This window comes from Methylocystis sp. (genome assembly GCF_046349115.1).
GTDB lineage: Bacteria > Pseudomonadota > Alphaproteobacteria > Rhizobiales > Beijerinckiaceae > Methylocystis.
In genome coordinates this window covers 20,381-44,128 of the sequence record NZ_JAXMCX010000007.1, presented here as the reverse complement: position 1 = coordinate 44,128, position 23,748 = coordinate 20,381, and the positions used below count along the sequence as shown (strand labels likewise).

Annotated in this window: 23 protein-coding genes; 10 read left to right on the top strand and 13 right to left on the bottom strand. The window is 62.0% G+C overall.

The window, feature by feature from the left end; genetic code table 11:
• Positions 1-9: 9 nt before the first annotated feature.
• Positions 10-915, bottom strand: coding sequence for a tyrosine-protein phosphatase (locus U1E20_RS15300; protein WP_409981486.1), 906 nt, complete (start codon positions 913-915; stop codon positions 10-12).
• Positions 916-1,330: 415 nt separating this feature from the next.
• On the opposite strand from U1E20_RS15300, the gene U1E20_RS15295 reads away from it, so the two are divergent.
• Positions 1,331-1,831: a sugar transferase gene (locus U1E20_RS15295; RefSeq protein ID WP_409981571.1), complete on the top strand. Its 501-nt coding sequence runs from the start codon at positions 1,331-1,333 to the stop codon at positions 1,829-1,831.
• Here the strand turns inward: U1E20_RS15295 and U1E20_RS15290 are convergent.
• Positions 1,815-5,291, bottom strand: a complete 3,477-nt coding sequence (locus tag U1E20_RS15290; protein WP_409981485.1) for a TonB-dependent receptor domain-containing protein — start codon at positions 5,289-5,291, stop codon at positions 1,815-1,817. The genes U1E20_RS15295 and U1E20_RS15290 overlap by 17 nt on opposite strands.
• Before the next feature lie 446 nt (positions 5,292-5,737).
• On the opposite strand from U1E20_RS15290, the gene U1E20_RS15285 reads away from it, so the two are divergent.
• The gene (locus U1E20_RS15285) at positions 5,738-8,167 is read left to right on the top strand and encodes a DUF4238 domain-containing protein (RefSeq protein WP_409981570.1); all 2,430 of its coding nucleotides are present in this window, start codon (positions 5,738-5,740) and stop codon (positions 8,165-8,167) included.
• A 117-nt stretch (positions 8,168-8,284) separates the two neighbouring features.
• Here the strand turns inward: U1E20_RS15285 and U1E20_RS15280 are convergent, their stop codons facing one another.
• Positions 8,285-9,574, bottom strand: coding sequence for a hemolysin family protein (locus U1E20_RS15280; RefSeq protein ID WP_409981484.1), 1,290 nt, complete (start codon positions 9,572-9,574; stop codon positions 8,285-8,287).
• Between the two features lie 22 nt (positions 9,575-9,596).
• The gene (locus U1E20_RS15275) at positions 9,597-10,022 is read right to left on the bottom strand and encodes an Hsp20 family protein (RefSeq protein WP_409981483.1); all 426 of its coding nucleotides are present in this window, start codon (positions 10,020-10,022) and stop codon (positions 9,597-9,599) included.
• 171 nt (positions 10,023-10,193) lie between these two features.
• On the opposite strand from U1E20_RS15275, the gene U1E20_RS15270 reads away from it, so the two are divergent.
• Positions 10,194-10,625 carry a hypothetical protein gene (locus tag U1E20_RS15270; RefSeq protein WP_409981482.1) on the top strand — a complete coding sequence of 144 codons (432 nt, stop codon included), beginning with the start codon at positions 10,194-10,196 and terminating at the stop codon, positions 10,623-10,625.
• A gap of 37 nt (positions 10,626-10,662) precedes the next feature.
• On the top strand, positions 10,663-11,070 hold the full coding sequence (locus U1E20_RS15265) for a DUF6460 domain-containing protein (protein ID WP_409981481.1): 408 nt from the start codon (positions 10,663-10,665) through the stop codon (positions 11,068-11,070).
• 21 nt (positions 11,071-11,091) lie between these two features.
• Here the strand turns inward: U1E20_RS15265 and U1E20_RS15260 are convergent, their stop codons facing one another.
• From U1E20_RS15260 to U1E20_RS15250, 3 genes are all read right to left on the bottom strand, one after another.
• Positions 11,092-12,048, bottom strand: coding sequence for an extensin family protein (locus U1E20_RS15260; protein ID WP_409981480.1), 957 nt, complete (start codon positions 12,046-12,048; stop codon positions 11,092-11,094).
• A gap of 159 nt (positions 12,049-12,207) precedes the next feature.
• Positions 12,208-12,945: a hypothetical protein gene (locus tag U1E20_RS15255; RefSeq protein WP_409981479.1), complete on the bottom strand. Its 738-nt coding sequence runs from the start codon at positions 12,943-12,945 to the stop codon at positions 12,208-12,210.
• Positions 12,942-13,391 (bottom strand): SRPBCC family protein, encoded by a 450-nt coding sequence (locus U1E20_RS15250; RefSeq protein ID WP_409981478.1) that lies wholly within the window; start codon positions 13,389-13,391, stop codon positions 12,942-12,944. The genes U1E20_RS15255 and U1E20_RS15250 overlap by 4 nt, the downstream gene beginning before the upstream one ends.
• Positions 13,392-13,877: 486 nt before the next feature.
• On the opposite strand from U1E20_RS15250, the gene U1E20_RS15245 reads away from it, so the two are divergent.
• A complete protein-coding gene (locus U1E20_RS15245; RefSeq protein WP_409981477.1) occupies positions 13,878-14,363 on the top strand; it encodes an SH3 domain-containing protein in 486 nt (161 codons plus the stop codon).
• Between the two features lie 153 nt (positions 14,364-14,516).
• Here the strand turns inward: U1E20_RS15245 and U1E20_RS15240 are convergent, their stop codons facing one another.
• Positions 14,517-14,999, bottom strand: a complete 483-nt coding sequence (locus tag U1E20_RS15240; RefSeq protein ID WP_409981476.1) for a DUF2852 domain-containing protein — start codon at positions 14,997-14,999, stop codon at positions 14,517-14,519.
• A 330-nt stretch (positions 15,000-15,329) separates the two neighbouring features.
• On the opposite strand from U1E20_RS15240, the gene U1E20_RS15235 reads away from it, so the two are divergent.
• Positions 15,330-16,481, top strand: a complete 1,152-nt coding sequence (locus U1E20_RS15235) for a Fic family protein (protein WP_409981475.1) — start codon at positions 15,330-15,332, stop codon at positions 16,479-16,481.
• Between the two features lie 96 nt (positions 16,482-16,577).
• Here the strand turns inward: U1E20_RS15235 and minE are convergent, their stop codons facing one another.
• The 5 genes from minE to U1E20_RS15210 form a co-directional block, all read right to left on the bottom strand.
• Positions 16,578-16,898 carry a cell division topological specificity factor MinE gene (gene minE, locus U1E20_RS15230; RefSeq protein ID WP_409981474.1) on the bottom strand — a complete coding sequence of 107 codons (321 nt, stop codon included), beginning with the start codon at positions 16,896-16,898 and terminating at the stop codon, positions 16,578-16,580.
• Positions 16,895-17,710, bottom strand: coding sequence for a septum site-determining protein MinD (minD, locus tag U1E20_RS15225; RefSeq protein WP_409981473.1), 816 nt, complete (start codon positions 17,708-17,710; stop codon positions 16,895-16,897). Before minD ends, minE begins: the two co-directional genes overlap by 4 nt.
• 14 nt (positions 17,711-17,724) lie before the next feature.
• Positions 17,725-18,507 carry a septum site-determining protein MinC gene (gene minC, locus U1E20_RS15220; protein ID WP_409981569.1) on the bottom strand — a complete coding sequence of 261 codons (783 nt, stop codon included), beginning with the start codon at positions 18,505-18,507 and terminating at the stop codon, positions 17,725-17,727.
• A 103-nt stretch (positions 18,508-18,610) separates the two neighbouring features.
• The gene (locus U1E20_RS15215; protein ID WP_409981472.1) at positions 18,611-19,231 is read right to left on the bottom strand and encodes a TetR/AcrR family transcriptional regulator; all 621 of its coding nucleotides are present in this window, start codon (positions 19,229-19,231) and stop codon (positions 18,611-18,613) included.
• Positions 19,232-19,276: 45 nt separating this feature from the next.
• The gene (locus U1E20_RS15210) at positions 19,277-20,023 is read right to left on the bottom strand and encodes a YebC/PmpR family DNA-binding transcriptional regulator (protein ID WP_409981471.1); all 747 of its coding nucleotides are present in this window, start codon (positions 20,021-20,023) and stop codon (positions 19,277-19,279) included.
• 117 nt (positions 20,024-20,140) lie between these two features.
• On the opposite strand from U1E20_RS15210, the gene U1E20_RS15205 reads away from it, so the two are divergent.
• From U1E20_RS15205 to U1E20_RS15190, 4 genes are all read left to right on the top strand, one after another.
• Positions 20,141-21,079, top strand: a complete 939-nt coding sequence (locus U1E20_RS15205) for a TIGR00730 family Rossman fold protein (protein ID WP_409981470.1) — start codon at positions 20,141-20,143, stop codon at positions 21,077-21,079.
• A 107-nt stretch (positions 21,080-21,186) separates the two neighbouring features.
• Positions 21,187-21,531, top strand: coding sequence for a YidB family protein (locus tag U1E20_RS15200; RefSeq protein ID WP_409981469.1), 345 nt, complete (start codon positions 21,187-21,189; stop codon positions 21,529-21,531).
• A 213-nt stretch (positions 21,532-21,744) separates the two neighbouring features.
• Positions 21,745-22,728 (top strand): GDP-mannose 4,6-dehydratase, encoded by a 984-nt coding sequence (gene gmd, locus U1E20_RS15195; RefSeq protein WP_409981468.1) that lies wholly within the window; start codon positions 21,745-21,747, stop codon positions 22,726-22,728.
• Positions 22,729-22,749: 21 nt separating this feature from the next.
• Positions 22,750-23,742, top strand: coding sequence for an NAD-dependent epimerase/dehydratase family protein (locus tag U1E20_RS15190; protein WP_409981467.1), 993 nt, complete (start codon positions 22,750-22,752; stop codon positions 23,740-23,742).
• The last annotated feature ends 6 nt before the right edge of the window (positions 23,743-23,748 follow it).

Sequence of the window (23,748 nt, the reverse complement as noted above, 5' to 3'; positions counted from 1 at the left end):
CTCTTTGGGTCAGAAAAACCGTCCAAGCCAAGCGGTAAGGCCGGGCTCCTTCTTACGACCGGTCTTCGCATTCGGCTTGCGGCCAAGTCGCGCGGTAAACCAGTGCGACCGGGGATCGAGGGAACGACTTTCCGTTTCAAGGCGCGGCGTCCCGAATTCGGGGCTGCTGCATACGGCGCCGGCGGGCGGGCGCACGGCGGACGGCGCGGCGTTTTCCAGAATCGCGCGCGGGCGTAGAGAGACAAGCAGCTCGGCTTCTTCCTCGCCAAGCCGCTTCGCCGCCGCGGCTCGGCCCTCGGCGAGATCGGGCGGCCGGCGGCGCGCGCCATGCGCGTCGGTCGCCAAAATATGCACCAGCCCCTCGCTCAACATGCGTTCGGCCCAATATTTGGATCGTCGTCCAAATGCGCCCGTCAATGAGCCGGAGGTGACCTGCATCCAGACGCCGGCGTGAAACAATTGAACGAAAGCCTCATAACGCGTCTCGATCCAGGTGAGCCGTTCCGGATGCGTCAGAATGGGCACATAGCCCGCAGCGAGCAATTCGAAGAAAACGTGCTCCAGTCTCGGCGGCGCCGCGTGATGCGGTGGTTCGACCAGCACATATCTTGTGTCGGCGAGCGAAAGGATTTCGCCCGTTTGCAATCCGTTGACCATGTTCGGAACGATATGAACGTCGGCGCCGGTCACCAGCCGCAGCGGAATGCCCCGGTCGTCCAGATGGCGCTGCAGTTCCTGCGCCGCGCGCCGAATTTGAGGTCCTGAATTGTCGAAGAGGCCGGGGAAAATATGCGGCGTGCAGGCCTGGACGGCGACGCCATTGGCGACCGCGATCCGCGCCATTTCAAGCGCCACCTCGAGGTCGGGGGCGCCGTCGTCAATTCCTGGCAGAATATGAGAATGGAGATCGATCATCGGGCGGTCACGACATCAGCCTGAGGGACAATGTCTAAGGCCGGACGGTAAATGCCGCCTTTGACCGCTGCGCGCGGCGCGCTTCGCCGAGGACGCGTCGCTCGCTCAGTTTTCCTGCCGCGATTTCTACCGACGTCCAACTTACGCACGCGACGGACAATAATCGAATGGAGTAGACTGGGCAAACTCTGATCGTAGGACAAGGAGTTTCGAGGACATATGCTCATCGAACGCCTGGAATGCGACAAGGCTTCGAAAAGAAGTGCGCGCATGAGCGAATCAGAGACAAGAAACAAGTTTTGTGACTTGGCCATGGCGTCGCCGCTTATCATCTGGCTCGGGCTCGGCATTGCCGGAGCAACCCTGAGAATCTCGCAGATGACTCCCGAATGGCGGCGCTCGCAATGGCGAAAGGATTGCCGACGGTCAACGACTCTGGAAAATCGGCCGCATGATGCGCGCGGCGCGTCTCGACGAAATCCCGCAGCTGCTCAACGTTCTTGTCGGCGATATGTCGCTGATCGGCCCGCGGCCGTTGCTGCCGCAAGATCGACCCTGCGATCCGCGCCTCCGCTTGCTCGTGCGCCCAGGCATCACCGGCTGGGCGCAGCTGAACGGCGGCAGGACCGTGACGGCCAAGGAGAAAGACGCGCTGGATGTCTGGTATATTCGCTACGCGTCGCTCTGGCTCGATTTAAAAATCGCGGCGCATACGCTGCTGTTCGCCTTCACCGGAGAACGGATGAACGCGTCAGCGGTCGCGCAAGCGTTGCACTGGCGGGAGGAAAATCTCGCGTCCGATCCCGCCTTTGTCGGCCGTGAGGAGGCCGACTCGCAGGGCGCGGTCGAGGCCACGACGCAAACGCCTTATCGAGGCGCTGGCGTCGTGTGCGTCGAAGTTAGAGCGCCGGATTAAGGAGGTCCGCCCCCCAGTTGAAATGATAGTTGACGCCGGCGCGGACGACGACGCCATCGAACACCACCTTCGTCACCGGAATATTGGCCCAGAGGAGGCCGCCCGGCGCGATGCGGTTCGATCCAGACGCGCCTCTGGCGCAGGCGCCGGCCGAGCTATTCGTCGCCTGGCTTGAACAAGCGGTCGCAAGCGGCGACGACATGAGATCGACGCTGCCGAGATTGTAATAGAGGCCTTCCGCCTTGGCGCTCCAATTATCGGCGAACATCCATTCGACCCCGCCGCCCGCCGCCCAGCCGGCCATGAAGCCGGAATAGCCGGCGCCGCCAAAAGCGGCGGGATTGGCGTAGTTCCAGGCCGTCACGCCAACATCATTCTGGCGCTGGATGCTCGATGTGTTGAAGTGCAGGGCGGACGCATAGACGTCGCCAAAGGCGAGGCCGCCCGTGCCATAGGCCAGCAGCGTATCGGCGATCGCATAGCCGAGCCTGCCGCGGAACGTGCCCATCCAGCGCGTTCCCGCGGAGATCGCGCCGCCGCCGATGGTCTGGCGGGACAGCACGAGCGACTCCAGCCCGCCATTCTCCGGCTTGTCGATATAGCCCGCGGTTTCGACGAGCGCGCCGGCATAGGCGCCCTTGCCGCGAAACAGCGTTCCCTGAATATCGGTTTCAAGGCCGAGCACGACATTCGACTCGTCCTGATAGTTCCAGCCGATCTGGCCGCCGCCGATGAAGCCGTCGCGGCTCACCTTGGCGTATCCGCTGTTCGCCCCCGCGGCCGCGCCGGGCAGGAACATGTTCCACCAGGCGGCGCCGTCGTCGGCCGGCTCCTCGGCGAGGATTTTCTCGTTCCAGAGCGTGGCGAAACGGTCGCCGAAGCCATTGGGGCTGACGCGCGCGCCGGTCTTGCCGCCCCAGCCATAGCCTGCATTGAGGCCGGCATAGAGGCCGGCCCATCGGCGCGGGGCCGGCGCATCATTGCTCGGCCGCGCGGGCTCATCGGGCGCCAAGGCCATCCAGCCGCCGGGCTCCGCGCCGAAATTCCATTTCATGCCGCCGTAGAAGGCGGTCGGCGGGCCGACCGAGACCATCTTCGGATTGTAGAAATTTGCGAAATTGACGGCGTTGGTTTCGAAAAACGTGCCGAAGTTGCGCGACCGCGTGTTCGTCACATTCTCGATCAGCGCATAGAGCTGCAGATAGGGCGTGAGATCATAGGACGTGCGCAGGTTCAAAAGGCCGTAGGGCGATAGCGTGCCGAACTGATTGGCCCAGTCGCCGGCGAGATAGGGACCGCTGGCGTAGACGAAATCGCCGCCAACCTTCCATTTCGGCGTCACCGCATAATCGGCGCCGGTCTTGAAGCGATGGCGCGCGATCGACGGCAGCGACGCGCCCGGATTGACCATGACGCCCGTCGAGCCGACCGCAACGACCCAGGGATTGTTCGGCGAACCTAGAATGTTTTGCGAATTGAAATAGGCGTCGGTCAGCGTGTAGTTCACATAGGCCGACATGCGCTCGTCGGCATAGCGCATCGAGAATTCCGCGCCCTGACGCACCGTATTGCCGGCGTTGGTGAAATAGCCGCGGCCGACGATCTGGCTTGGAATGCTCAAAATGTCGTCGAAGACATTGGTGCGGAAGATTCCCGCCGACCACTGAAGCGTTCCGGGGAATCGGCCGAGCATGTCCGGCAGGGCTTCGGCGGGCCTGAAGCCGCCGCGCAGGCCGAGGTCGATCGTATTCGACGTCACCTGTTTTAAGGGCGGATCGGCGACGAGAAAGGCGTCGATAATGCAGGGCCGGTTCGGGTCAGAGCAGCCGAGCTCCAGAGGCGTCGGCGCGCGGTTCGCCACCGAATAGCTGGCGAAGGCGGCGATCTGCGGCGTGATCTTATAGGTCAGGCCGCCCATCGGATTGATGTGATTGAAAATATGGGTCGAATTGAGCGCCACGCCCATATTGTCGTACATCTGGACGCTGGCTCGGTTGAAGCGCAGGCCGCCGGTGGCGGTGAGCTTGTCGGTCAGATCGAGCGAGTCCAGCGCATAGGCGCCGAGATAGTAATTCGAGACATTGAGATTGACCGGCGCGATGCCGGCGGCGGCCTCATTGGTGAAGTAATTGATGCCGGTGACCGTGAAATCACGGTTGACGATGCCAAGCTCCTCATTCGCCTTAAAGCCGGTGTAGCCGTGTTCGAGGTTGACGCCGACGGTGAATTTGTTCGGGAAGCCGAGAATTCTGTCGGTGTTGTTGAGCTGCCCGGTGAAGCCGAGCGTATTGATCTTCGTCCAGGTTCGGTCGATCGCGCCGAGCGACGGACCCTGAATGAACTCGCTTCCGGTATTGAAAAAATTCGGGACGGTTGTCGGCTGGCCGTCGCCCGTGGTGCAAAAAGCCTGTCCGCCCTCGCAGTCGAAATCGGTGGTATTGCCGTCGACGCGCGCCTGATTATAGCCGCGATAATGAATGTCGCCGAGCAGCTTCGTCGTCGGGCTCACATCGACCTGCCCGTTGAGGTCGAACATCATGACCTGATTCTTGTAGGTCTGCGGCGTCGTGTAGACCGAGCTCTTGTCGCCGGCGACGAGCTCCACCGGCGCCGGGCCGGAGGCGCCGAAATGATTGGAGCCGAGCGTCGCATTGGCGTGGATTTCGACGCTTTCCGCGCGATAGCCGATATCGCCGTAAAAGCGCTTGATCTGCGCGCCGGAGAAATAGCGATAGCCTTTGTCGCCCAGCGCCTCGCCGGCGGCGTACATCGCGAAATCGCCGATCCGGCGGCCATATTGGAACGCGCCCTGGCGGCGGTTGAAGGAGCCGCCGCGGATGTCGAGTTCCGCACCCTGCCAGGTGAAGCCGTTCTTCATGTCGAGAATGATGGCGCCGCCGATGGCGTTGAGGCCGTAGAGCGGATTGCCGGTCTCGATCGCCACCCGGTCGATGGCGACGCTCGGGATCAGGTCCCAATTGACGGTATCGCCCCACATTTCATTGATGCGCACGCCATTCTGGAACACGGCGAGACCCTGCGGCACGCCGGCGTAAGGCGAGGCGACGAAACCGCGATAATCGACCTGCGGGAAGGAAGGATTGCCGCCGACATCATTGATCAGCACGCCCGGCGCGGCGCGTTGCAGCGCCTCGCCGATGTTGAACTTGCGGGTGTTGGCGATTTCCTTGGCGTCGACGACGTGAACCGAGGCAGGCACCTGATAGGTCACGAGCGGCGAGACATAGGGCGCGGGCGCGACCGGCGCGGCGGTCGTCGCGCGCGCCGGGCCGGCTGAGCGCTGCGGCGCGGGCGCGGCGGTCGGCGCCGGACGGGAGGAAGAGCGCAATGGCGTCGCGCCGACCTCGATCGTCGGCAGCGCCTGCTGGGCATGGGCGGTCCCAGCGGCGAGCGCGGCGGCGAGCGCGATAAGCGAAACTTGTTTCTTGGAACCGGTCATTACTGCCCCATGCGTTACCTAGGCAGTTATACCGTTCGAAAAGACGTTCCGTCCCTCGTCAGCAGGGCTGCAAAGCTAATATTTCCAACGTGTGGCATGGAGTCTACACTACTGAAAAATAACGGTTTTTGCGGGTCATAATCCCGCAATGACCGGGAATTTTTCCCGACGGGAAGGCAGGTGGTTTGAAGACTTCGAACATCGTGCTGATCGGGTGGTGGGTAAGTTTGAATTTCAGGTTTTGACCCAAGGCGGACGCTCCACATTGCGTGCCGTTTTACCGCGCCGCTCCGGCTAGCTACTATAGTTGACACAAAATTGGACGGCAGGCGCTGCGTGGCGCTGGACAATCCGCGGCGCCAAATTTCGTCTGCGCAGGGCCTTTGGGCCGCATGAGGCTATCAACCTAGGTTCGCCAAGTCCTCAGGCGAAGTATATTGAAAAAAATGAGCAAGACACGCAACAATCATTACGTACCTCGATGGTATCAGGAAGGATTCTTCGAGCCAAGCCGAAACACCTACTTCTATCTCGACATGTTGCCGCCGCAACACACGCGTTCGGACGGTCAGATCGTTTTCGGGAAGTCAAAATTCGAATCGCCCTCGTCACGCGCCTTCCAGCAAAGGGATCTCTATTCGACCTTCTTCGGAACTTCCGTGAATGACGAGATCGAACGCAAGCTCTTTGGAGACATCGACACACGGGGCGCTCACGCTGTCCGCGCCTTTGTCGGCGAAGATGTCAGTGAGTGGCATCGTCATTTTACGACGTTCTTCGAGTGTCTTGATGTCCAAAAAATTCGGACGCCCAAAGGACTTGACTGGTTGCGTGGACAATATTCCCGCCTGACACAGAACGACTTGATGTTCGAGATGCAGGGCATTCGCACGATGCACTGCACGATTTGGACTGAAGGCGTGCGGGAGATCGTCTCCGCACAAGACTCCGACGTCAAGTTCATCGTCAGCGACCACCCGGTGACCATCTACAATCATGCGATGCAACCGGACGTCCAGGGCAATCGTTATCCGAACGACCCATCGATCGTACTAAAGGGCTCACACACTATTTTCCCGCTTAACCGAGATTTTTGTCTGATTATAACGAACCTCGAATACGCGGAAGACCATACGGCTCCGCCGCTTGAAAAGCGGACGTTTGCGCGCCACTACCGCAAGTCGATGGCCCGAACCGATGCGTTTATCCGGACGCGCAAGCTAACGAGCGGCGAGGTTACTCGGATCAACCGAGTGCTTAAAGCGCGGGCGAGGCGCTATATCGCCGCCGGCAAAGAGGAATGGCTTTACCCAGAGACCTCCTCGATTGAGCCCTGGGCCGATTTGCGTAGCGTATTCCTCCCTCCCGAAGACGGGATTTGGCATTTTGGCGGCGAGATGTACGCCGGTTTCGAGAGTGGCGAAGTCTATTATCAAGACGCTTTTGGCCGAACCGAAAAGGAACGCGAGTTTTTAAAAAAAAAGCCCCCATCGAAGACGCTTCACGCGCGCGATCCCTGCGGTTGCGGGTCGGGTCGCGCATTTGGCGCATGCTGCGAGCATAAGCGTGTTGCCCTCCGACCCACCTGGGAAGAGCGCGGTATCCGCGAGCGCAACTTGATGCTGTTCACTGGCCTCTCCAAAATCCTTGGGATTACGGAAGACTGCAATTGGGTCACTGTGCGCCGTGAAATCACGGACGAGAAGATCAAAGAAGTCTATGGTCTATTTGACGCCTTGTGGCCGCTAGAGACAAATTTGCTAGCAATGCTGCCGAAGCCGGATGGGAAGGCGCGGGGCATCTACACCGGTGTTCTTCACCCCGATGTCATTGGGAACTGCGCGCTCGGCCTATCACTCTATTTCGACGAACTGCTGATCCAGCACCCCTTCATTCATCCACGGACCGTCAACAAGAAGTTCAGTCCTTTCGAACACCCCAAGACTTATAGGCAGGAATTCCTGAAGTCGGTCGTCTTATTTATGACGATCACCCCACTCGTCGAGCGAGGGCTTGTCACTTTATTTCCCGATCCCTGCAACTTCGATTCTCACCTGCGCGACCAGATGCTCCAAATGGATAAGTTTCGCTCGCAGGGAACAAAAGTCGATCCTAAGGAAGAAAATGGTTTCATGGAGATGATGGAGGAGGAACGTAAGCGGAGCATGTTGCTGTTGCCACGCGAGGCGCTTCGGCACCAAGTTCTGCGGCATTCTCCTGAACTGGATGAAGAGGCTGTGGAGTCGGTTCTCGATGGTTTCGATACGCTTCGCGAACAAGACCCGCTAGCGGTGCTACAGGAGGGATCGCTCGAAGGCGGGGAGGGTGGCGGACAGTTCACACTGCTTAAGATGGTGCCAAACTTTGAGATCACGATGTACCTTGCGCAGGCCACGGGCTCTTGCATCGTAACCGACAGCGTATTCCGTTGGCGGGAACTGATGACCGCTACTGGGCCCGGCATTCAGCGCGCATCGCAGCTTAACCACCTGCGTGCTGCCATGGAGAGTGGTGAGTTTGTCTTCCCTTGTAATGTTCGTGAAATCGATTTGCTTGCCGAGAATGGGCTATTTCAAGGTTATCGAGCCCTCATGCGAAAGGTCTTCAAGTACCTTTCGGCACGTTCGGAGAGGAGTCCGAAGCCTAATGTCGAAGCCAGCCTCAGCGCTGAATTCAAGCGAGTCCAAACCTCAACAGTGCCGGCCGCTAAGAAGTCTGGGGTTCAGCTATCGCAAGCGCGCGTATCGTGCCTTTGGCCCACTGGCGGTATTCAGGACAATACCATCAATCGGCTCCTCTTGATGTCCAGTTCCGAGTATCACCTCGCCAGTGCGCCGATGGCACTGTTCGTTAAGAGCGATGTCCCCGAACGGTAACCTACAGGCATCGCCATAGAATGCCTTTGCGAACTTCAAATCGACCCGCTACCGCTGACCGGCCCCTCAACGCTTCGCGCGGCGGCGAACCGTCCGCAATCTCCTGAGCACGCGGCGCTACTGACTCTCGGCCGGCAGTTTCGACGCGAGCACCTTGTCGACGCGGCGGCCGTCGAGGTCGACGACTTCGAAGCGCCAGCCGAGCTTGTCGACGGTTTCGCCAAGCGTCGGGAAGCGGATCAGCCCGTCGAGCACGAGGCCCGCGACCGTTTCGAAAGTCCGGTTCTCTGGCAGCGTCACGCGCAGCAGTTCGGCCATTTCGTCGACTGGCATCCAGCCGGCGAGCAGCCAGCTGCCGTCGTCGCGCTGGATCGCTTCGGGCTCCTCATCGCCCTCGTTCGACCTGAAGGCGCCGGCGATCGCGTCGAGCATGTCGGCCGGCGTCACCACGCCTTCGAAATGGCCGTATTCGTCATGGACCAGCGCCATCGGCGTCTCGGCTTCGCGCAGCACGTTCAGCGCGTCGAGCGCGTCGATCGAATCGGGCACGACCAGCGCCGGCCGCACATGGGCTTCGAGATCGAGCGGCTCGCCGCGCAGCGCCGGCCCCAGCAATTCGCGAATGAGCAGCACGCCGATCATGTCGTCCATGTCGCCGCGGCTGACGGGGAGGCGCGCATGCGTCGACTCGATGAGTTTTTGGCGCAAGACATTCTCCGGCGCGCTGAGATCGAGCCAATCGACCTCGGCGCGCGGCGTCATCAAAGCGCGGGCGGCGCGATCGCCAAGGCGCAGCACGCCGGCGATCATCTGCTGTTCATGGGCTTCGATCGAGCCCGCCGATTGCGCCTCGGCGACAAGCGTCTTGATTTCCTCATCGGTGACGGTGGGCTGAAGCTCGCTCGTCTGGCCGATGACGAGCAGCACGAGCTTCGTCGACGCGTCGAGCAGCCAAACCACCGGCGCGCCGAGCGTCGAGAGAAACGCCATCGGCGCCGCCATCCGGCAGGCGATGGCTTCCGCATGGCGCAGCGCAATGCTCTTTGGCAGCAATTCGCCGATCACCACCGAGAGATAGGTGATGAAGCCGATGACGCCGCCATAGCCGACCCAATCGGCGGCGGAGCCCGACAGGCCCAGCGCGCGCAGCTCCTGGGCGAAGCGCTGGCCGAGCGCCGCGCCGGAAAAGGCGCCGGCGAGAACGCCGACCAGCGTGATCCCGATCTGCACCGTGGAAAGGAAACGTCCGGGATTTTCGGCGAGCGCCAGGGCTGCGGCGGCGCCGCGCCTTCCTTCCGCGGCCATCGTCTTCAAGCGGATTTTGCGCGACGAAACGATCGCGAGTTCGGACAACGAGAAAATCCCGTTGATGACGATCAATACAAGCGCGACGGCAAGCTCGAACATGGGTCCTGAAAGGCTGAAGCGCTCAGTCGCGCGCCGCGATATCGATTTTCTTTATCACCCGTTCCGGCTCGGGGCGCGCCAGATCGATGGAGAGCAGCCCGTTGACGAGATCGGCGCCCAGCACCTGCATCCCCTCGGCGAGGAGAAAGGCGCGCTGGAACTGCCGTGCGGCGATGCCGCGATGCAGGAAATGCCGCTCCCGCTCCTCGGTCTGGCGGCCGCGGATGACGAGCTGGTTCTCTTCGAGCGAGACGTCGAGCTGGTCGCGGGTGAAGCCGGCGACGGCGAGGGTGATGCGAAGCCGCTCCGGCGCGCTCTCGTCGCGCGGCAGGCGCTCGATATTATAGGGCGGATACCCGTCGGAGGCGGTGCGGGCGACGCGGTCGAGCGCCCGTTCGATCTCATCGAAGCCGAGCAGAAACGGCGAATTGAGCGGCGGACGCGACATTTCTCTGAAGCCCTGTTGGCGCCTCTTTCGCCAAAGCCCGCTAAAGCGCTCCGGCTAAAGCTATATGGCCGAGCCGGCCGCGGCGTTCAAGCGCGGCGAATGCGCCCCGGTTGACGCGGGAGGGCGGAGCGCCCATCTGCGGGCAAGTTTCCTAAAAAAGAGCGGCGGCCCATGAAAGCGGCGCGGCATATTCTTCTCGCCACCCTCCTTGCCAGCGGCGTTGGACCCGCCGCCGCCGAGACGCAGCCGCCGATCGTCGCGCCCGAGGGCGACCGCTTCGCGCTGACGCCGGCCGAAGGCGGCTATGTCCGGCTGAACAAGGAGACCGGCGCGGTCTCCTATTGTTCGGTCAAGGACGGCGTCGCCGTATGCCGGCTCGGCGCCGAAGAGCGCGCCGCGCTCGAAGCCGAGATCGACCGGCTGCGAAGGGAGAACGCCGCGCTGAAAGCGCGCGCCGAGGCCGCGCCGGCGCCCCCGGCGGCAAGGCCGAACGCGACGCCGAGCGAAGAGGAATTCGAGCGCGCACTCTCCTTTACCGAGCGCTTTCTGCGCCGCATAATGCGCCTCTTCCGCGAAGAGACGTCGCCCGGAGGCGCGACGTGAAGCCCTGGATGATGAGGGTCATGAGGATGCGCCCGGCGTGAGCGATCAGGGACCTTTCGCCAATTGGCCGCATCTCGACAAGCCGCGTCCGCCGGAGCCGACGGAAGACCGGCGCGATCTGATTGCGCCCGGCTCCGACACATCATCACAGGAAAGCCAAGAGATGGCGTCGAACAATACGCTTGAAAATTTCCTCGGCGGTTCGCCGCTCAGCACTTTCGTGCGGTTGTTGGTGATTTCGCTCGTCGTCGGCGCTTTGCTGATGTGGCTTGAGCTTCGGCCGATCGACATTTTTCGCGGCGTCCAGGCCTTCTTCGACCGCATCTATCAGCTCGGCTTCGGCGCGGTGAGGGAGCTGGTCAGCTATGTGCTCGCCGGCGCCGTCTTCGTCGTGCCGGCGTGGCTCATTCTGCGGCTGGTGAATATGGGCGCGAGCAAGCGGTGAGGCGGGAGGGCCTGCAGCGAACTAGAAAGTTCGCCGCCGGCCGATGCTCGAGGTCTGATCCGAATCGTGGAGGAGCTGGCTGATCCCGTCGCGGCGCGGCGGCAGCGGCGCCGATGGCGGCGGCGCGTAGGCCTCGGGTCCGGCGAGCGGTCCGAGCCCGTCGCGCGCGCCGACGCCCGGTCCGTCGAAAGCGGCGAGCGGCGGCTTGCCGGTCGTGTCATTGTCGGTCTCTTCCTCCGCCGCGGGCGCCGGCGCGCGCTGCTGCGCGATCAGCGGCGAGAAATCGGGCGGCGGCAGGGTCTCCTGCGGCTCCGGCTTGCAGATGCTGCGCCCGGAGCGGCCATGCATCGCCAGATCGACATGGATATGATTGTAGTGGAAGGCGTTCGAGCCCGGCGACAGCACCGTCGAGAAATGGCCGCATGAGCCGCGATGCACATCCATCAGAAAGGCGCGGGTCTGCGGGTCGCCGCGACCCCAGTCGCGGACCAGCGTGATCTCGCGGCCGTCGGCGAGTACGAAGCCGCCGATATCGAGCGCATTGCCGAAGGCGTGCTCCGAGAGCTGCGCCCCGCGCATATTGTTCATGCCGCGGCAGGCATAGGAGCCCATCGAATTGATCTGGACGATCTGCTGGCCGAAGCGCGCCTGGGCGGCGGGCTGCACGGTGTCGGCGAGCCAGGCGTCGAGTTCGGCGACCATCGAGCAGTCGAGCGTCGCGGTGGCGTTGAAGGCGACGGCGCCGCCCTGGAGCGCCGTCACCTTGAACGGCCTGGTGAGGCCGCAGATGCCGGGTCCGTCAACCTCCGGCGCGAGAGCGATATAGTCGGAAGGGCTGACGCGTCGTTCGGCGAGACAGGCGTTTTCGGCCTGGGTACGCCAGGCCGGCCGCTGCGGCTTCTGGCCAATCGAGCAAGCGGACAGCGTCGCCGCGGCGAGCGCCGGCACAAGCAGCGATGGATGGGCGCGGCGGACCATGCCGCGACAATTGCCGCCGCCGCGTTAAAGCGGGGTCGAGAAGATTAGTTAACGGCGAGATATTTGCGGGACGTAGCGCGGACGCGACAGCCGGTCTTGGAAAGGTCTCGGTCCATGTTGCGAAAGCGGCATCCGGCCCGGCGTCGTGGCCAATCGCGATCAACGCGCGAATTTACCCAGCCGCCGTTTCCATCTTTCTCCAGCCTTGAGCGTCGTCTTTAAAACCCATTTTTCACGAATGGCGCGTCCCGTCGGGGAGGATGATTCGAGAGCCATCTCCGGTTCGCTTGCTCTCGCCGGCTGCGCTGCGGGCGTCGGTGCGGTCAATTGCGCCTGGCGCTTCGGCCTTTTGGGCTTGGTTTGAACCGGCGCTTTGACTTTCGCGGCCGGGCGCCCGGGGCGCGACTTCTTCGATGGCGCGCTCGCTGGACGGGAGTTTACGATCTCCTCTTGCAGCAAGTTCGGGAGCACGCGCCCCGTCGGAAGGCGATTTGGTTGAGAAGGCGCAGGAGGAGTCTTATCCGCTTCCCGTCCGAATACGGCGTCCGCCGCTTTCAATGCGGCCAAATAGGCGGCGTCGGGTTCGACTTCAACAGCCGCCAAGGCGCTCAAGTCGTTGAGGGATGTTTCCGCCTTAGCGGTTTCGTCTTCCTTGATCTTCCATGAATCGGACGCCCGAGACTTGGTCGAGCGATTTTTATAGGCCGTGATGAATGGACGAGTGGGTTGGCGCATTGACGCTCTTGACCTTTGGTTGACGCGAGGAAGGTCGCTGGAAAAACACGCCGCAACACAACCGTCCTGCGTCGAGCGAACATGCCTTGGCGCGATGTTCGAACGAAGACTCAAGGACGAAACGCCTTCGCCGTCTATAGCTGAAAAGTTGCAACCCGTCACTGAACTCTGTCTGGCGCCTCGGCTAATTGCTTGAGCGCGACATTCATGGCCTCGAATCCCATGCGCGTCGCGGGCAAGGCGCCGCTCAGGGGGCCAACGAGGAGCCCTGAGAAATTCTCGCCCTGAACGAAGCGCGTGGCGCGCTCATTTCGCGGCTCCAGCAGGAAGTAATGCTCGCCGTCGAACAGCCCTTTCACGAAAAGGTGGCCCAGCCAACGCAATTCTCGGTTCGGCCGAACTGAAAGGACGGTTGGCGTGAATCGCATCGCGCGCTTGCCGGGCGGCGACACGAGGATCGTCAGCCGAGCGCCGTTCGTCGCTTCGCCGGAAACCGACCTGATGAACGGGTTCCAGGACGGCATCTGGGCAAAGTCGGTTAACAGCGCCCAGACGCGCTCTGCGGGAGCTTCAATGTCGATTTCGGTTTCGATCCGCCGTAAAGCCATTGGTGGCCGGGCCTCCGCCAATCAGATTTGCGGCGCGCAATTTCCGTGTTCTCCATGACGATTTCAATGCTTCGCCGACACGCGCCGACGCCCCGTCGCGCATGGGAACGCTCGTCGTTCGGATGCTGGGCGCATTCGCCAAAGGAAGGTCTTTTCCGCCTTCGCGCGAGACGCGCCGCCGCCTTGGGGCGGCGCGACGGATCAGCATTGAAGCGCTGCTTTGGCCGGCGGATGCGAGACAGCCGGCAGTAGCCAAAGCTCAAGGATAAAATTTACGTCATCCGTCTCGAAAAGCCTTAGCTCTATCCCAAGTAAGAACAGTCAAGCGCAGCGGTTTGCTTTCTTCTCGACCGGACAACAATGAACGGGTTGGAACGCCTCCGAGAGAATGTCGAAATGGAGCAGCACAAACTCTTCCCGCTCGCCTGATCTGCGGCGCAACGCAGGAACATAGAATATGTTGTCTTAAATGTAGGAGAATTCGTCATGCGAAAGATGTTCGCTGCAGCGACAGTTGGTCTTGTCGCCTTTCTTGTCCTCGACGTCGCTCATGCGACCCCCGCCCAAAGTCCCGCCGATCTGCGCTCCGGACCGGGAAAGTCGTGGAAAAAAATCGGCCAGATACCGGCCGGAACCGACGTAGAAGTGTTGAGTTGCAACGAGGGCTGGACGCACAGCTGGTGTCAGGTCCGCTATGGGTCGAAGACGGGATGGGTGAACGCGCCTGCGTTGGGAACTTCCCGATCGGACGTCGTCATTGCGCCGGTCGTGACCACCAACGCCGCCGGTCTGAAAAAACGGGCGAGCATGTTTGGGGCGGACATCGAAACCATTCCCGGCGGCGAAACGGTCGACGTTCTTGGCTGCCCGCGAGGAATCGGCAGCGGCTGGTGCCATGTCACCTACAATGGCAAGACCGGATATGTCAGAGGCGGCCTGCTGACGCGGAAAGGGTCCGTCATTCCGCAGTAAATCGCGCGCGAGGCGACTCCCTATCCGGGAACGCCTCGCTCGCCGCCTGCGAATGACGCTATTTGCGCGGGCGGGGCTCGACATTTGCAATGGCGCAAATCGGATTGCCGATTTGCGCCTTTCATTGTGGTCAGAGCGCCGCCTTGATGGTCATTACGCGTCCTTGCCGCCGTTCCTGCGGCCGCGCATGAAGGATTCGAACTCCTCGCGGTCGCGGGCGCGGCGCAGCTGGTCGATGTGCTCGGCGAAGTCGCGCTCGGCCTCGGCGAGCTTGCGGCGCTCTTCCTCGAGCCGGGCGAGTTCGCCTTCGCGCCATTCGTCGAAAGCGACATTGCCGGTCGAGCGCATGAAGGACGGGCCGCCCCAGCCGGATGCGCCCTCGCGGGCGACGCCGCTCACGGCTTCCTTGATGCGCGCGCCCTGCTCCTGGGCGAAGGCGAAGAAATCGCCTTCATAGCCGTAGCTTTTCTGCCAGAGCTTCCAGAACAGGATCGCGAGGCCGAGCGGCCAGAAGATGAAAAAGCCGAGGATCATCGCCGCGATCTCGTAGGGCCTCCAGGACATCCGCCCGCAATGGCCCCAGGGCGATCCGCCCGCTCCGGACGACGACATGCGGGAATAACGATGGCAGCTCATGATGGGCTCCAGTTTGGTCAACGGCCGCCCGCCGCAAAGCGGGGCCGACAGCAATGTAATATGCATTAACATTGTCGCAAGGGCAAGAGGTGCAAATGTCGAGAGGTCAAGGGGGGAAACTCGGCAATTTAGTGAGGCCAGACCAAAAGTCCGTAACGTTCAGGCTTAACCGGAGTTCTTATTAAACGTGCGCCATAGTATGGAGCGATCTAATGCCCTTAAATTTGTCCGGCATTTATATGGAACCCAAAAACCTCCATGTTAACGCGTCACAATAATATAGAAGCTTATATCGAATCATATTAAGGAGTACCTTTAACAGGAATTGAGGTGACTAATTTGAGCGACCGATCGGGAAAATACGCCCTGCAGCCGAGCGGCTACAAAGCTTTCCTACCGGCGCCGTTGCCGCCCGATCCACCGGTGGAAATCGATTCCGAAATGCAATGGTTGCTGTCGGAGGCCGATCGCGCTTTGGGTCGCCTTGACGGCTCGATTCAAACTTTGCCCAACCCGGAACTGTTCGTATTTATGTACGTGCGCAAGGAGGCGGTCTTATCCAGCCAAATCGAAGGCACGCAAGCTTCGATAAACGACCTTCTCAGAGCCGAGGCGAAGATATTCGATTCCGAAGCGCCAAACGACGTCGACGAAGTTTTGAACTATGTCGCCGCCATGAATTACGGACTAGCGAGATTGGGAGAAATCCCCCTATCCATACGACTGATCAAGGAACTCCATCAGCAATTGCTCAAAAGCGTTCGCGGACGAAATCTTCAGCCGGGAGAACTGCGGCGCAGCCAAAACTGGATCGGCCCGGCCGGCAGCACGCTTTCAACGGCGACATTCATTCCTCCTCCTTATCAAGAGGCGGAGGCAGCATTGGGCGAACTGGAAAAATTCCTCCATGCAAGCGATGAACTTCCGCCCTTGATCAAAATCGGCCTGGCTCACGCCCAATTCGAAACCATCCATCCATTTCTCGACGGCAATGGGCGCATTGGGCGGCTGTTGATCACTTTTTTTCTTTGCCAGCAAAATATACTGCAGAAGCCCGTTCTTTATCTATCCCATTATTTCAAGCAACATCGGAGCGAATATTACGAGAAACTGCAAAGAACGCGGGTCTTCGGCGATTGGGAGGGCTGGCTTAAGTTTTTTCTGAGAGGGGTGGCCGACGTGGGCCGGCAAGCTACGGATACGGCGCGAGAAATCGTCGATCTGAGAGAAAAGCATAGACACATAATAATGAACGAATTTGGAGGAACGGCCGCGAACGCGAACAAGCTTCTAGAATATCTGTATTCGCATCCAACAGTCAGTGTGAATAGCGTAAAAGAAGTTCTACAAGTGAGTTTCCCCAACGCGAACTCTCTTGTTGAGAAATTCTGCAATAATCAGATATTGTTTGAGATCACAGGGCAAGCGAGAAATAGGGTTTTCAGCTATTCGCCCTATATCAATCTATTCGCAAATCTATAAGGCGATTCGGTCTTTGAAAGAATGCCGGAATGGCGCGCAATGCGCGCCGAACTCGGCTGCTTTTCCCTTACCGCTCTTTGCAAGCGCGGCGGCCGGTCAGGCCGCCTTGCCGCTCAGATCGTCTTCCAACGCGCAGTCGTCGGCAAAGTCCGCATCTCGTTCCAGCGTCGCCTCCGATTCGATCTCGATGTCGATTTCGAGCAGCGACATGTCTTCCTTGCGATGCATCTTCACCATCACCTTGTCGGGATCGACCGTGATGTGCTTGGAGATCGCGGCGAGGACTTCCTTGTGCAGAACGGAGATCAGGTTGGACGCGCGCGCGGATTTGCGTTCATGCGCGAGAAGAATCTGCAGGCGCTCGCGCGCGACCGGCGCGGTGGCGCTGCGGCGCCCGAACAGTCCGAAAATATTCATGCCGCCCTCCGACCGAAGAGCCGAACAAACAAACCCTTCTTCTCGGAGGGAATGGTGACCGGCGTCCTCTCGCCACATAGCCGTTTCGCCGCTTCCGAATAAGCGCATGCCGCGGCGCTCATCGCATTGTGAAGAATGATCGGCGCGCCGACGTTGGAAGCGCGCAGAACCTCTTCGCTCTCGGGCACGATGCCGATGAGGGGGATGGACAGAATTTCCAGCACATCCTCGACGCTCAGCATCTCGCCGCGCGCGGCGCGCCCTGGATCGTAGCGCGTGAGCAGTAGGAATTTCTCGACTTTCTCGCCCTTTTCGGCGCGTTCGGTCTTGGCGTCGAGCAGGCCGATGATGCGGTCCGAATCGCGCACCGAAGAGACTTCGGGGTTGGCGATGACGACGGCGACATCGGCGAAGCGCATGGCCAGTGTCGCGCCGCGCTCGATTCCTGCCGGACTGTCGCAGACGATCCAGTCGAACTTTTCGCGCAATTCGCCGATGACCTTCTGCACGCCTTCTTCGGTCAGCGCGTCCTTGTCGCGGGTTTGCGAAGCGGGCAGCAGATAGAGATTGTCGAGCCGCTTGTCGCGGATGAGCGCCTGATGCAGCTTGGCGTCGCCCTGGGCGACATTGATGAGGTCGTAGACCACACGCCGCTCGGCGCCCATGACGAGGTCGAGATTGCGCAGGCCAACGTCGAAATCGACGACCGCCACCTTATGGCCCTGCTGCGCCAGAGCGGCGCCAAGCGCCGCGGTCGAAGTCGTCTTTCCGACGCCTCCCTTGCCGGAGGTGACCACCAATGTTTTGGACATCGTCCCGTCCTCTTTTAGTCGAGCCTTGCGATCTTGACCGTTTCGTTTTCGAGCCAGGCCTGAATGGATTGGCGCTGCATATTCGCCGAGATTTCCTCGGCGGTGAGATAGACGCCGCACACCGAGAGCAATTCGGCTTCGAGCCTGCGGCAGAAGATTCGGGCGCGCTTCTCGCCATAGGCGCCGGCCATGGCGCGGCCGCGCAGCGTTCCGTAAATATGCACCGAGCCGCCGGCCATGATTTCCGCGCCCGAGGCGACCGAGCCGATGACGGTCACGTCGCCCTCCGGGTAATAGATCGACTGGCCGGAGCGCACCGGCTCGACCAGGATTAGCGGCGCGGCGGGCGTCGCCGATGCGACTCCGGCCGCGCCGTCCGAGCCGAGAGACTTCGCAATGTCCTTGAAGGCCGATTCTTCGCTTGGGGTCAGCGTTCCGGAGCTTGCGTCCTTGGCGGGCGTCGCGCCGGCTTCCGTCGGCGGTTGAGGGGTGGCGCGGCCGCCGGCCAGAATCGGCGGCAGTTCGTCCGACGCCCATGAAGAATCAACGCCCGAAAGGCCCATGACGCGGATGCCGCGTCGGCTGAGACTTGCGAGGAGGTCGCCAAGTTGCGCCTGCTCGATCGCCATCTTGCCGAGATCAATGACGATCGACTTCTTGGCGAAGAAGGCGGGAGACTGTTCCAGCAATGCGTCCAATTGCTCGAACCAGCCTTCGAGCGGCTGTTCCGGTTCGAGAGTCAGAACCGGGAAGGACCGACCCCTGAAGCGAATATGTTTTGACGACGCCTGCGGCACGGCAGCCTCACGCAATTAAGATTTGCATCATTTGAGGGCGTTAACGTTAACGAATGATTAAGCCGCGTGCGGAAATCGGCGATGAATTCAGTTTATTAAGAGATTAGACCGGCGCGGCTTTGGCGCGCGCCGCCGCGCTTTCCATCACCCCCTGCGCCGCGCTGTCGAGCAAAAGCGCGGGATCAGCGCTTTTGACCGGATCGAAATGGCCGGAGATGGTTAGCATCGCCACGCCATGCGCGAGCGACCAGATTTGCAGCGCCGCATAGCGCGCGCCCTGCGCCGGCGCGCCTGCCTGCTGCAGCCAGGCGACGACCGCGCGCCAGAGGATTTCGAGGGCGTGATCGGCGGCGCCGCCGGCGCCAGGGTCGGCGAGAGTCCGCGCCTGTCCGAACATCGCGGCGTAAAGTCCAGGCTCGTCCCGCGCGAATTTGAGATAGGCGGCGCACATCGCCCGCATCGCGCTTTTGGCGTCGGGCCGGCCTTCGTCCCACGCCATTTCAATTCGCGCGCCAAAGGTCTCGAAGCCGCGGCGCGCGAGTTCGCTGATCAGCGCGTCGCGCCCGGAGAAATGACGATAGGGCGCGGCGGGCGAAACGCCGGCGCGGCGCGCGGCCTCGGTGAGCGTCAGCGCCGCCGGCCCGCCCTCGGCGAGAATCTCCAGAGCGGCGTCGATCAGCGCCTGCTTCAATGACCCGTGATGATAGCCGCGCTTATTGTGCATCTCTTACCGCCGCGCGGGGACCGGCGTCATCGCGCCTGCCGCAAGCTAGCCCGCGAGCTTGGCGACGAGCGCGTCCGAAACTTCGAAATTGGCGTAGACGTTCTGGACGTCGTCATTGTCTTCGAGCAGGCCGACGAGCTTCAGGATTTTCTCGCCCGACTCATCGTCGACCTTGATCGTGTTCTGCGGACGCCAGACGAGGTTCGCCTTGCGCGGCTCGCCGAATTTCTCTTCGAGCGCCTTGGCGACGTCGCGCAGCGATTCGACGGAGGTGATCACTTCGTGAGTCTCGTCGGTCGTCGAGACGTCGTCGGCGCCGGCGTCGATCGCCGCTTCCATCATCGCGTCTTCGGTCGCCGCCTTCTTGTCGAATTCGACGAGGCCGACGCGGTCGAACATGAAGGACACGGCCCCGGTCTCGGCGAGCGCGCCGCCGGCCTTGGTGAAATAGGAGCGGACTTCGCCGGCGGTGCGGTTGCGATTGTCGGTCAGGGCCTCGACGATCACCGCGACGCCGCCGGGCGCGTAGCCCTCATAGCGCACTTCGTCGTAGGTTTCGGCGTCGGCGCCCGAGGCCTTCTTGATCGCGCGCTCGATATTGTCCTTTGGCATGTTCTCCGCCCTAGCGGCGAGAACAGCGGCGCGCAGGCGGGCGTTCATATTGGGGTCGGGCAGGCCCATCTTGGCGGCGACGGTGATTTCGCGGGCGAGCTTGGAAAAGAGCTTGGAGCGGATCGCGTCCTGCTTGCCCTTCTTGTGCATGATATTCTTGAATTGACTATGCCCAGCCATGCGCGCTCGCCTTGCTCCTTGACAAATCCACGCCCTACGGCGTCCGGCGGGTCATATACGCCGCGGCGAAACGGAAATAAAGAAACGCGCCGACGAGTGGCTTAAAGGGAGCGACGATTGAGCCCCAGCGACGACGACCGACATTCGCGCCTCGAGCCCGGCGAGGGAGCGCCGTCGCGACCGCCGGCGCCCAATGTTCCTGATCCCGGCGCCGCTGAGCGGCTGCAGGCGATCCTCTCAAGCCCCTCCTATCGCAAGGCCGACGAGGACATTGATTTTCTCGCCTCCGCCGAGGCGCGCGGACCGCGCCTCGATCTCGAATATCTGAAGGCCGAATCCTTGCTGCGCCGCCACGGCGTCGCCGCCACGATCGTCGTCTTCGGCTCGACCCGCATCGTCGAACCCGCTTTGGCGGAACGACGGCTCGCCGAAGCGCAGGCGCGCGCCGCCGCCGATCCCGCCGACGCGACGCTTGCGCGACGGCTTTCGGTCGCTCAGCGAATCCACGAAAATTCGCGCTATTACGAAGTCGCGCGCGAATTCGGCGCGCTTGTCGGCGCAGCGCGTGCGAGCGGCGACCAGCCGCGCCTCGCCATCGTCACCGGCGGCGGGCCGGGCATCATGGAGGCGGCGAATCGTGGCGCCTTCGAAGCCGGCGCCGAGACGGTCGGGCTCAACATCACCTTGCCGCATGAGCAGCTGCCCAACACCTATGTCACGCCCTCGCTGTGCTTGCGGTTCCGCTATTTCGCGCTGCGCAAGATGCATTTCATGCTGCGGGCGCGGGCGCTCGTCGCCTTTCCGGGCGGCTTCGGCACATTCGACGAATTATTCGAGACGCTTACCCTCGTGCAGACCGGCAAGGTCAAGCCGATCCCGATCGTTCTCGTCGGCGAAAACTATTGGCGGCGCGCCTTCGACGTCGATTTTCTGCTCGACGAGGGCGTGATCGACCCGCAGGACCGCCATCTCTTTCGCTACGCCGAAACCGCTTCAGACATCTGGAACGAAATCCGCCGCTGGGGCCATCGGAACGATGATTTGCTATTTGAATGAAGTCTTTAGCCCAAGCCGGCGATCGCCCGACATTGTAAAGCCCGCGCCCCGCCTTATTTGACCTAGCGCGGCGCGACGCGCTCGACTTTGTTAAAAGGGAGATGAGCATGAGTTGGCTAAAAGCGATCGCTGGCGGGGTGATCGGCGCTGAAGCCCTTAGCCTCGTTAAGGAATATGTGGAAAAGCAAGGCGGCCTAGACGGCGTCGTGAAGAATTTCGAAAATTCCGGACTAGGCAAGCAGGTCCACTCGTGGATCGGCCTCGGCCCCAATGAAAAGATCAGCGAGGTGGACATCGGCAAGGTGATCAACGCCGACAAGCTGAAGGAAATCGCCAAGAACGCCGGAATCGACCTCGATAAGGCGAATGCGCTCCTTGCCCAATATTTGCCCGAGGTCATCGACAAGGCGACGCCGGAAGGCAAATTGCCGCCGCCTGACAAAGAAGCGTAAACTTCGATACCAAGGCTTGCAGGCCTGCCGGCGGCGCCCCGCCGCCGGCAGGCGCGCCTTGCCGTGCTCTTGCTTAAGGCGCCTTGATTCTGTAATGGCGTCGCGCGCGCCCTCTTGCAGCCGCCCGCGGCTTGGGCGAGAACCGCCCTCAGCCGCAGCGCCGCGAAGCTTCGCCTCGTTGCGGCCAGCCGGGTAATTTGAACAGGATCATTGATGACCAAGCGCGCGCTGGTGACCGGCGTTACAGGACAGGACGGCGCCTATCTCTCGCAATTTTTGCTCGAAAAAGGCTATGAGGTGCATGGCGTGGTGCGGCGCTCGTCGCATCGGGGCGTCGAGGACCATCGCCTCCGCTGGCTCGGCATCAGCGGCAAGCTGAATTTGCATGACGCCGATCTCGCCGACCTCTCGAGCCTGCTCCGCACCGTGCAGGCCGTCCAGCCCGACGAAATCTACAATCTCGCGGCGCAATCCTACGTCGCCTCTTCCTGGCGTCAGCCGGTGCTCACCGCCAATGTCACCGGCGTGGGCGTCACCAATGTGCTCGAAGCGATGCGGCTCGGGGCGTCGAAGGCGCGCTTCTATCAGGCCTCGTCCTCGGAAATGTACGGGCTCATCCAGGAGCCGATGCAAAGCGAGAAGACGCCCTTCTATCCCCGCAGCCCTTACGCCGTGGCGAAGCTTTACGGCCATTGGATCACGGTGAATTACCGCGAGAGCTTCGGCCTTCACGCCTCCTCCGGCATTCTGTTCAATCATGAGAGCCCGCTGCGCGGCGTTGAATTCGTCACCCGAAAGGTGACGAGCGGCGTCGCGGCGATTAAGCTCGGCCTAGCCAAGGAATTGCGTCTGGGCAACATCGACGCCAAGCGCGATTGGGGGCACGCCAAGGATTACGTGCGCGCCATGTGGCTGATGCTGCAGCAGGAGACGCCTGACGACTATGTCGTGGCGACAGGCGTCACCACCACGGTGCGGGACATGTGCCGCATCGCTTTCGACCACGCGGGGCTCGACATGGAAAAATTCGTCGTCATCGACCCCGAATTCTATCGTCCGGCCGAAGTCGACGTGCTGCTCGGCGATTCCAGCAAGGCGCAGCGGGTTCTAGGGTGGAAACCGCAGATCGATCTTCGCGAGATGATTTGCGAAATGGTTGACGCCGATCTCGAGCGGCTGCGGCGCGAGACAGCCTAACCCTAAAACAAAGGGCCCGCGATGGCCGCCTTCGAGCGCATTTTGGTGACGGGCGGCGGCGGATTCGTCGGGGGACACCTCTGCGCCGCCCTGGTCGAGGCCTATCCGCGGGCGACGCGGGCGATGTTGCTGCGTCCCGGCGAGTCTGGCGGCCATGAAGGTTTCGCGGCCGCCGTCGCCGATCTTGTCGACGAAGCCGCGGTCGACGCGCTGATCGCGCGCCTGCGCCCCGATCTCATCGTCCATCTTGCGGGTCAAGCGTCGATCGGCCAGGCGCTGCACGCGGCCGAACTGACCTGGCGGGTGAATTTTCACGGCTCCTTCGCGCTCGGCGCGGCGGTCGCCAGACACTGTCCCGCCGCGACGTTTCTCTTCGCCTCGACCGCGGCCGTCTATGGCGCGAGTTTTCGCGATGGCGTTTTGAGCGAGGATGCGCCGCTGCGACCCGCCGACGCCTACAGCCGCTCGAAAATCGCCGCGGAAGGCGCGCTTGCGGATCTGCTCGCGCCCCGGGGACGGCTGATCGTGGCGCGACCGGTCAATCATTCCGGACCAGGTCAGCGTAATCGCAATTTTGCGCTGGCCTCCTTCGCCGCGCAGATCGCCGCGATCGAATCGGGCCGCGCCGCGCCGCTGCTCAAAGTCGGCGATCTATCGAAGGCCCGCGATTTTCTCGACGTGCGCGACGTGGTCGACGCCTATCTGCGGCTGATCGGAAAGGCGGACGACCTGCCCGAGCCGGTTTCGATCTTCAACGTCGCGTCCGGAACGGCCTATCGGCTGGAAGCGCTGCTCGAGCGGCTGCGCGGACGGTCCAAGGCGCAAGTTGACATCGAGGTCGATCCGGCGCTGCTGCGGCCCGGCGCCAGCGATCTCGCTAGCGTCGCCTGCGACGCGACGAAACTGATCGACGCGACCGGCTGGCGGCCCAGCCACGATATCGACGACATGCTGCAGGCGCTCCTCGACGACGCGCGCGCCGCCGAGACGCAAGCCGCACAGGCTTCGTCATGAGCCGGG

What these genes read in the sequence shown, in the direction of transcription:
- U1E20_RS15215 (WP_409981472.1), bottom strand. Translation starts at nt 19,231, where the DNA reads ATGCACAATAAGCGCGGCTATCATCACGGGTCATTGAAGCAGGCGCTG.
- U1E20_RS15275 (WP_409981483.1), bottom strand. Translation starts at nt 10,022, where the DNA reads ATGTCGCGTCCGCCGCTCAATTCGCCGTTTCTGCTCGGCTTCGATGAG.
- U1E20_RS15260 (WP_409981480.1), bottom strand. Translation starts at nt 12,048, where the DNA reads ATGGTCCGCCGCGCCCATCCATCGCTGCTTGTGCCGGCGCTCGCCGCG.
- U1E20_RS15245 (WP_409981477.1), top strand. Translation starts at nt 13,878, where the DNA reads ATGCGAAAGATGTTCGCTGCAGCGACAGTTGGTCTTGTCGCCTTTCTT.
- U1E20_RS15280 (WP_409981484.1), bottom strand. Translation starts at nt 9,574, where the DNA reads ATGTTCGAGCTTGCCGTCGCGCTTGTATTGATCGTCATCAACGGGATT.
- U1E20_RS15210 (WP_409981471.1), bottom strand. Translation starts at nt 20,023, where the DNA reads ATGGCTGGGCATAGTCAATTCAAGAATATCATGCACAAGAAGGGCAAG.
- minE (WP_409981474.1), bottom strand. Translation starts at nt 16,898, where the DNA reads ATGAATATTTTCGGACTGTTCGGGCGCCGCAGCGCCACCGCGCCGGTC.
- U1E20_RS15190 (WP_409981467.1), top strand. Translation starts at nt 22,750, where the DNA reads ATGGCCGCCTTCGAGCGCATTTTGGTGACGGGCGGCGGCGGATTCGTC.
- U1E20_RS15300 (WP_409981486.1), bottom strand. Translation starts at nt 915, where the DNA reads ATGATCGATCTCCATTCTCATATTCTGCCAGGAATTGACGACGGCGCC.
- U1E20_RS15270 (WP_409981482.1), top strand. Translation starts at nt 10,194, where the DNA reads ATGAAAGCGGCGCGGCATATTCTTCTCGCCACCCTCCTTGCCAGCGGC.
- U1E20_RS15240 (WP_409981476.1), bottom strand. Translation starts at nt 14,999, where the DNA reads ATGAGCTGCCATCGTTATTCCCGCATGTCGTCGTCCGGAGCGGGCGGA.
- minD (WP_409981473.1), bottom strand. Translation starts at nt 17,710, where the DNA reads ATGTCCAAAACATTGGTGGTCACCTCCGGCAAGGGAGGCGTCGGAAAG.
- gmd (WP_409981468.1), top strand. Translation starts at nt 21,745, where the DNA reads ATGACCAAGCGCGCGCTGGTGACCGGCGTTACAGGACAGGACGGCGCC.
- U1E20_RS15250 (WP_409981478.1), bottom strand. Translation starts at nt 13,391, where the DNA reads ATGGCTTTACGGCGGATCGAAACCGAAATCGACATTGAAGCTCCCGCA.
- U1E20_RS15285 (WP_409981570.1), top strand. Translation starts at nt 5,738, where the DNA reads ATGAGCAAGACACGCAACAATCATTACGTACCTCGATGGTATCAGGAA.
- U1E20_RS15290 (WP_409981485.1), bottom strand. Translation starts at nt 5,291, where the DNA reads ATGACCGGTTCCAAGAAACAAGTTTCGCTTATCGCGCTCGCCGCCGCG.
- U1E20_RS15200 (WP_409981469.1), top strand. Translation starts at nt 21,187, where the DNA reads ATGAGTTGGCTAAAAGCGATCGCTGGCGGGGTGATCGGCGCTGAAGCC.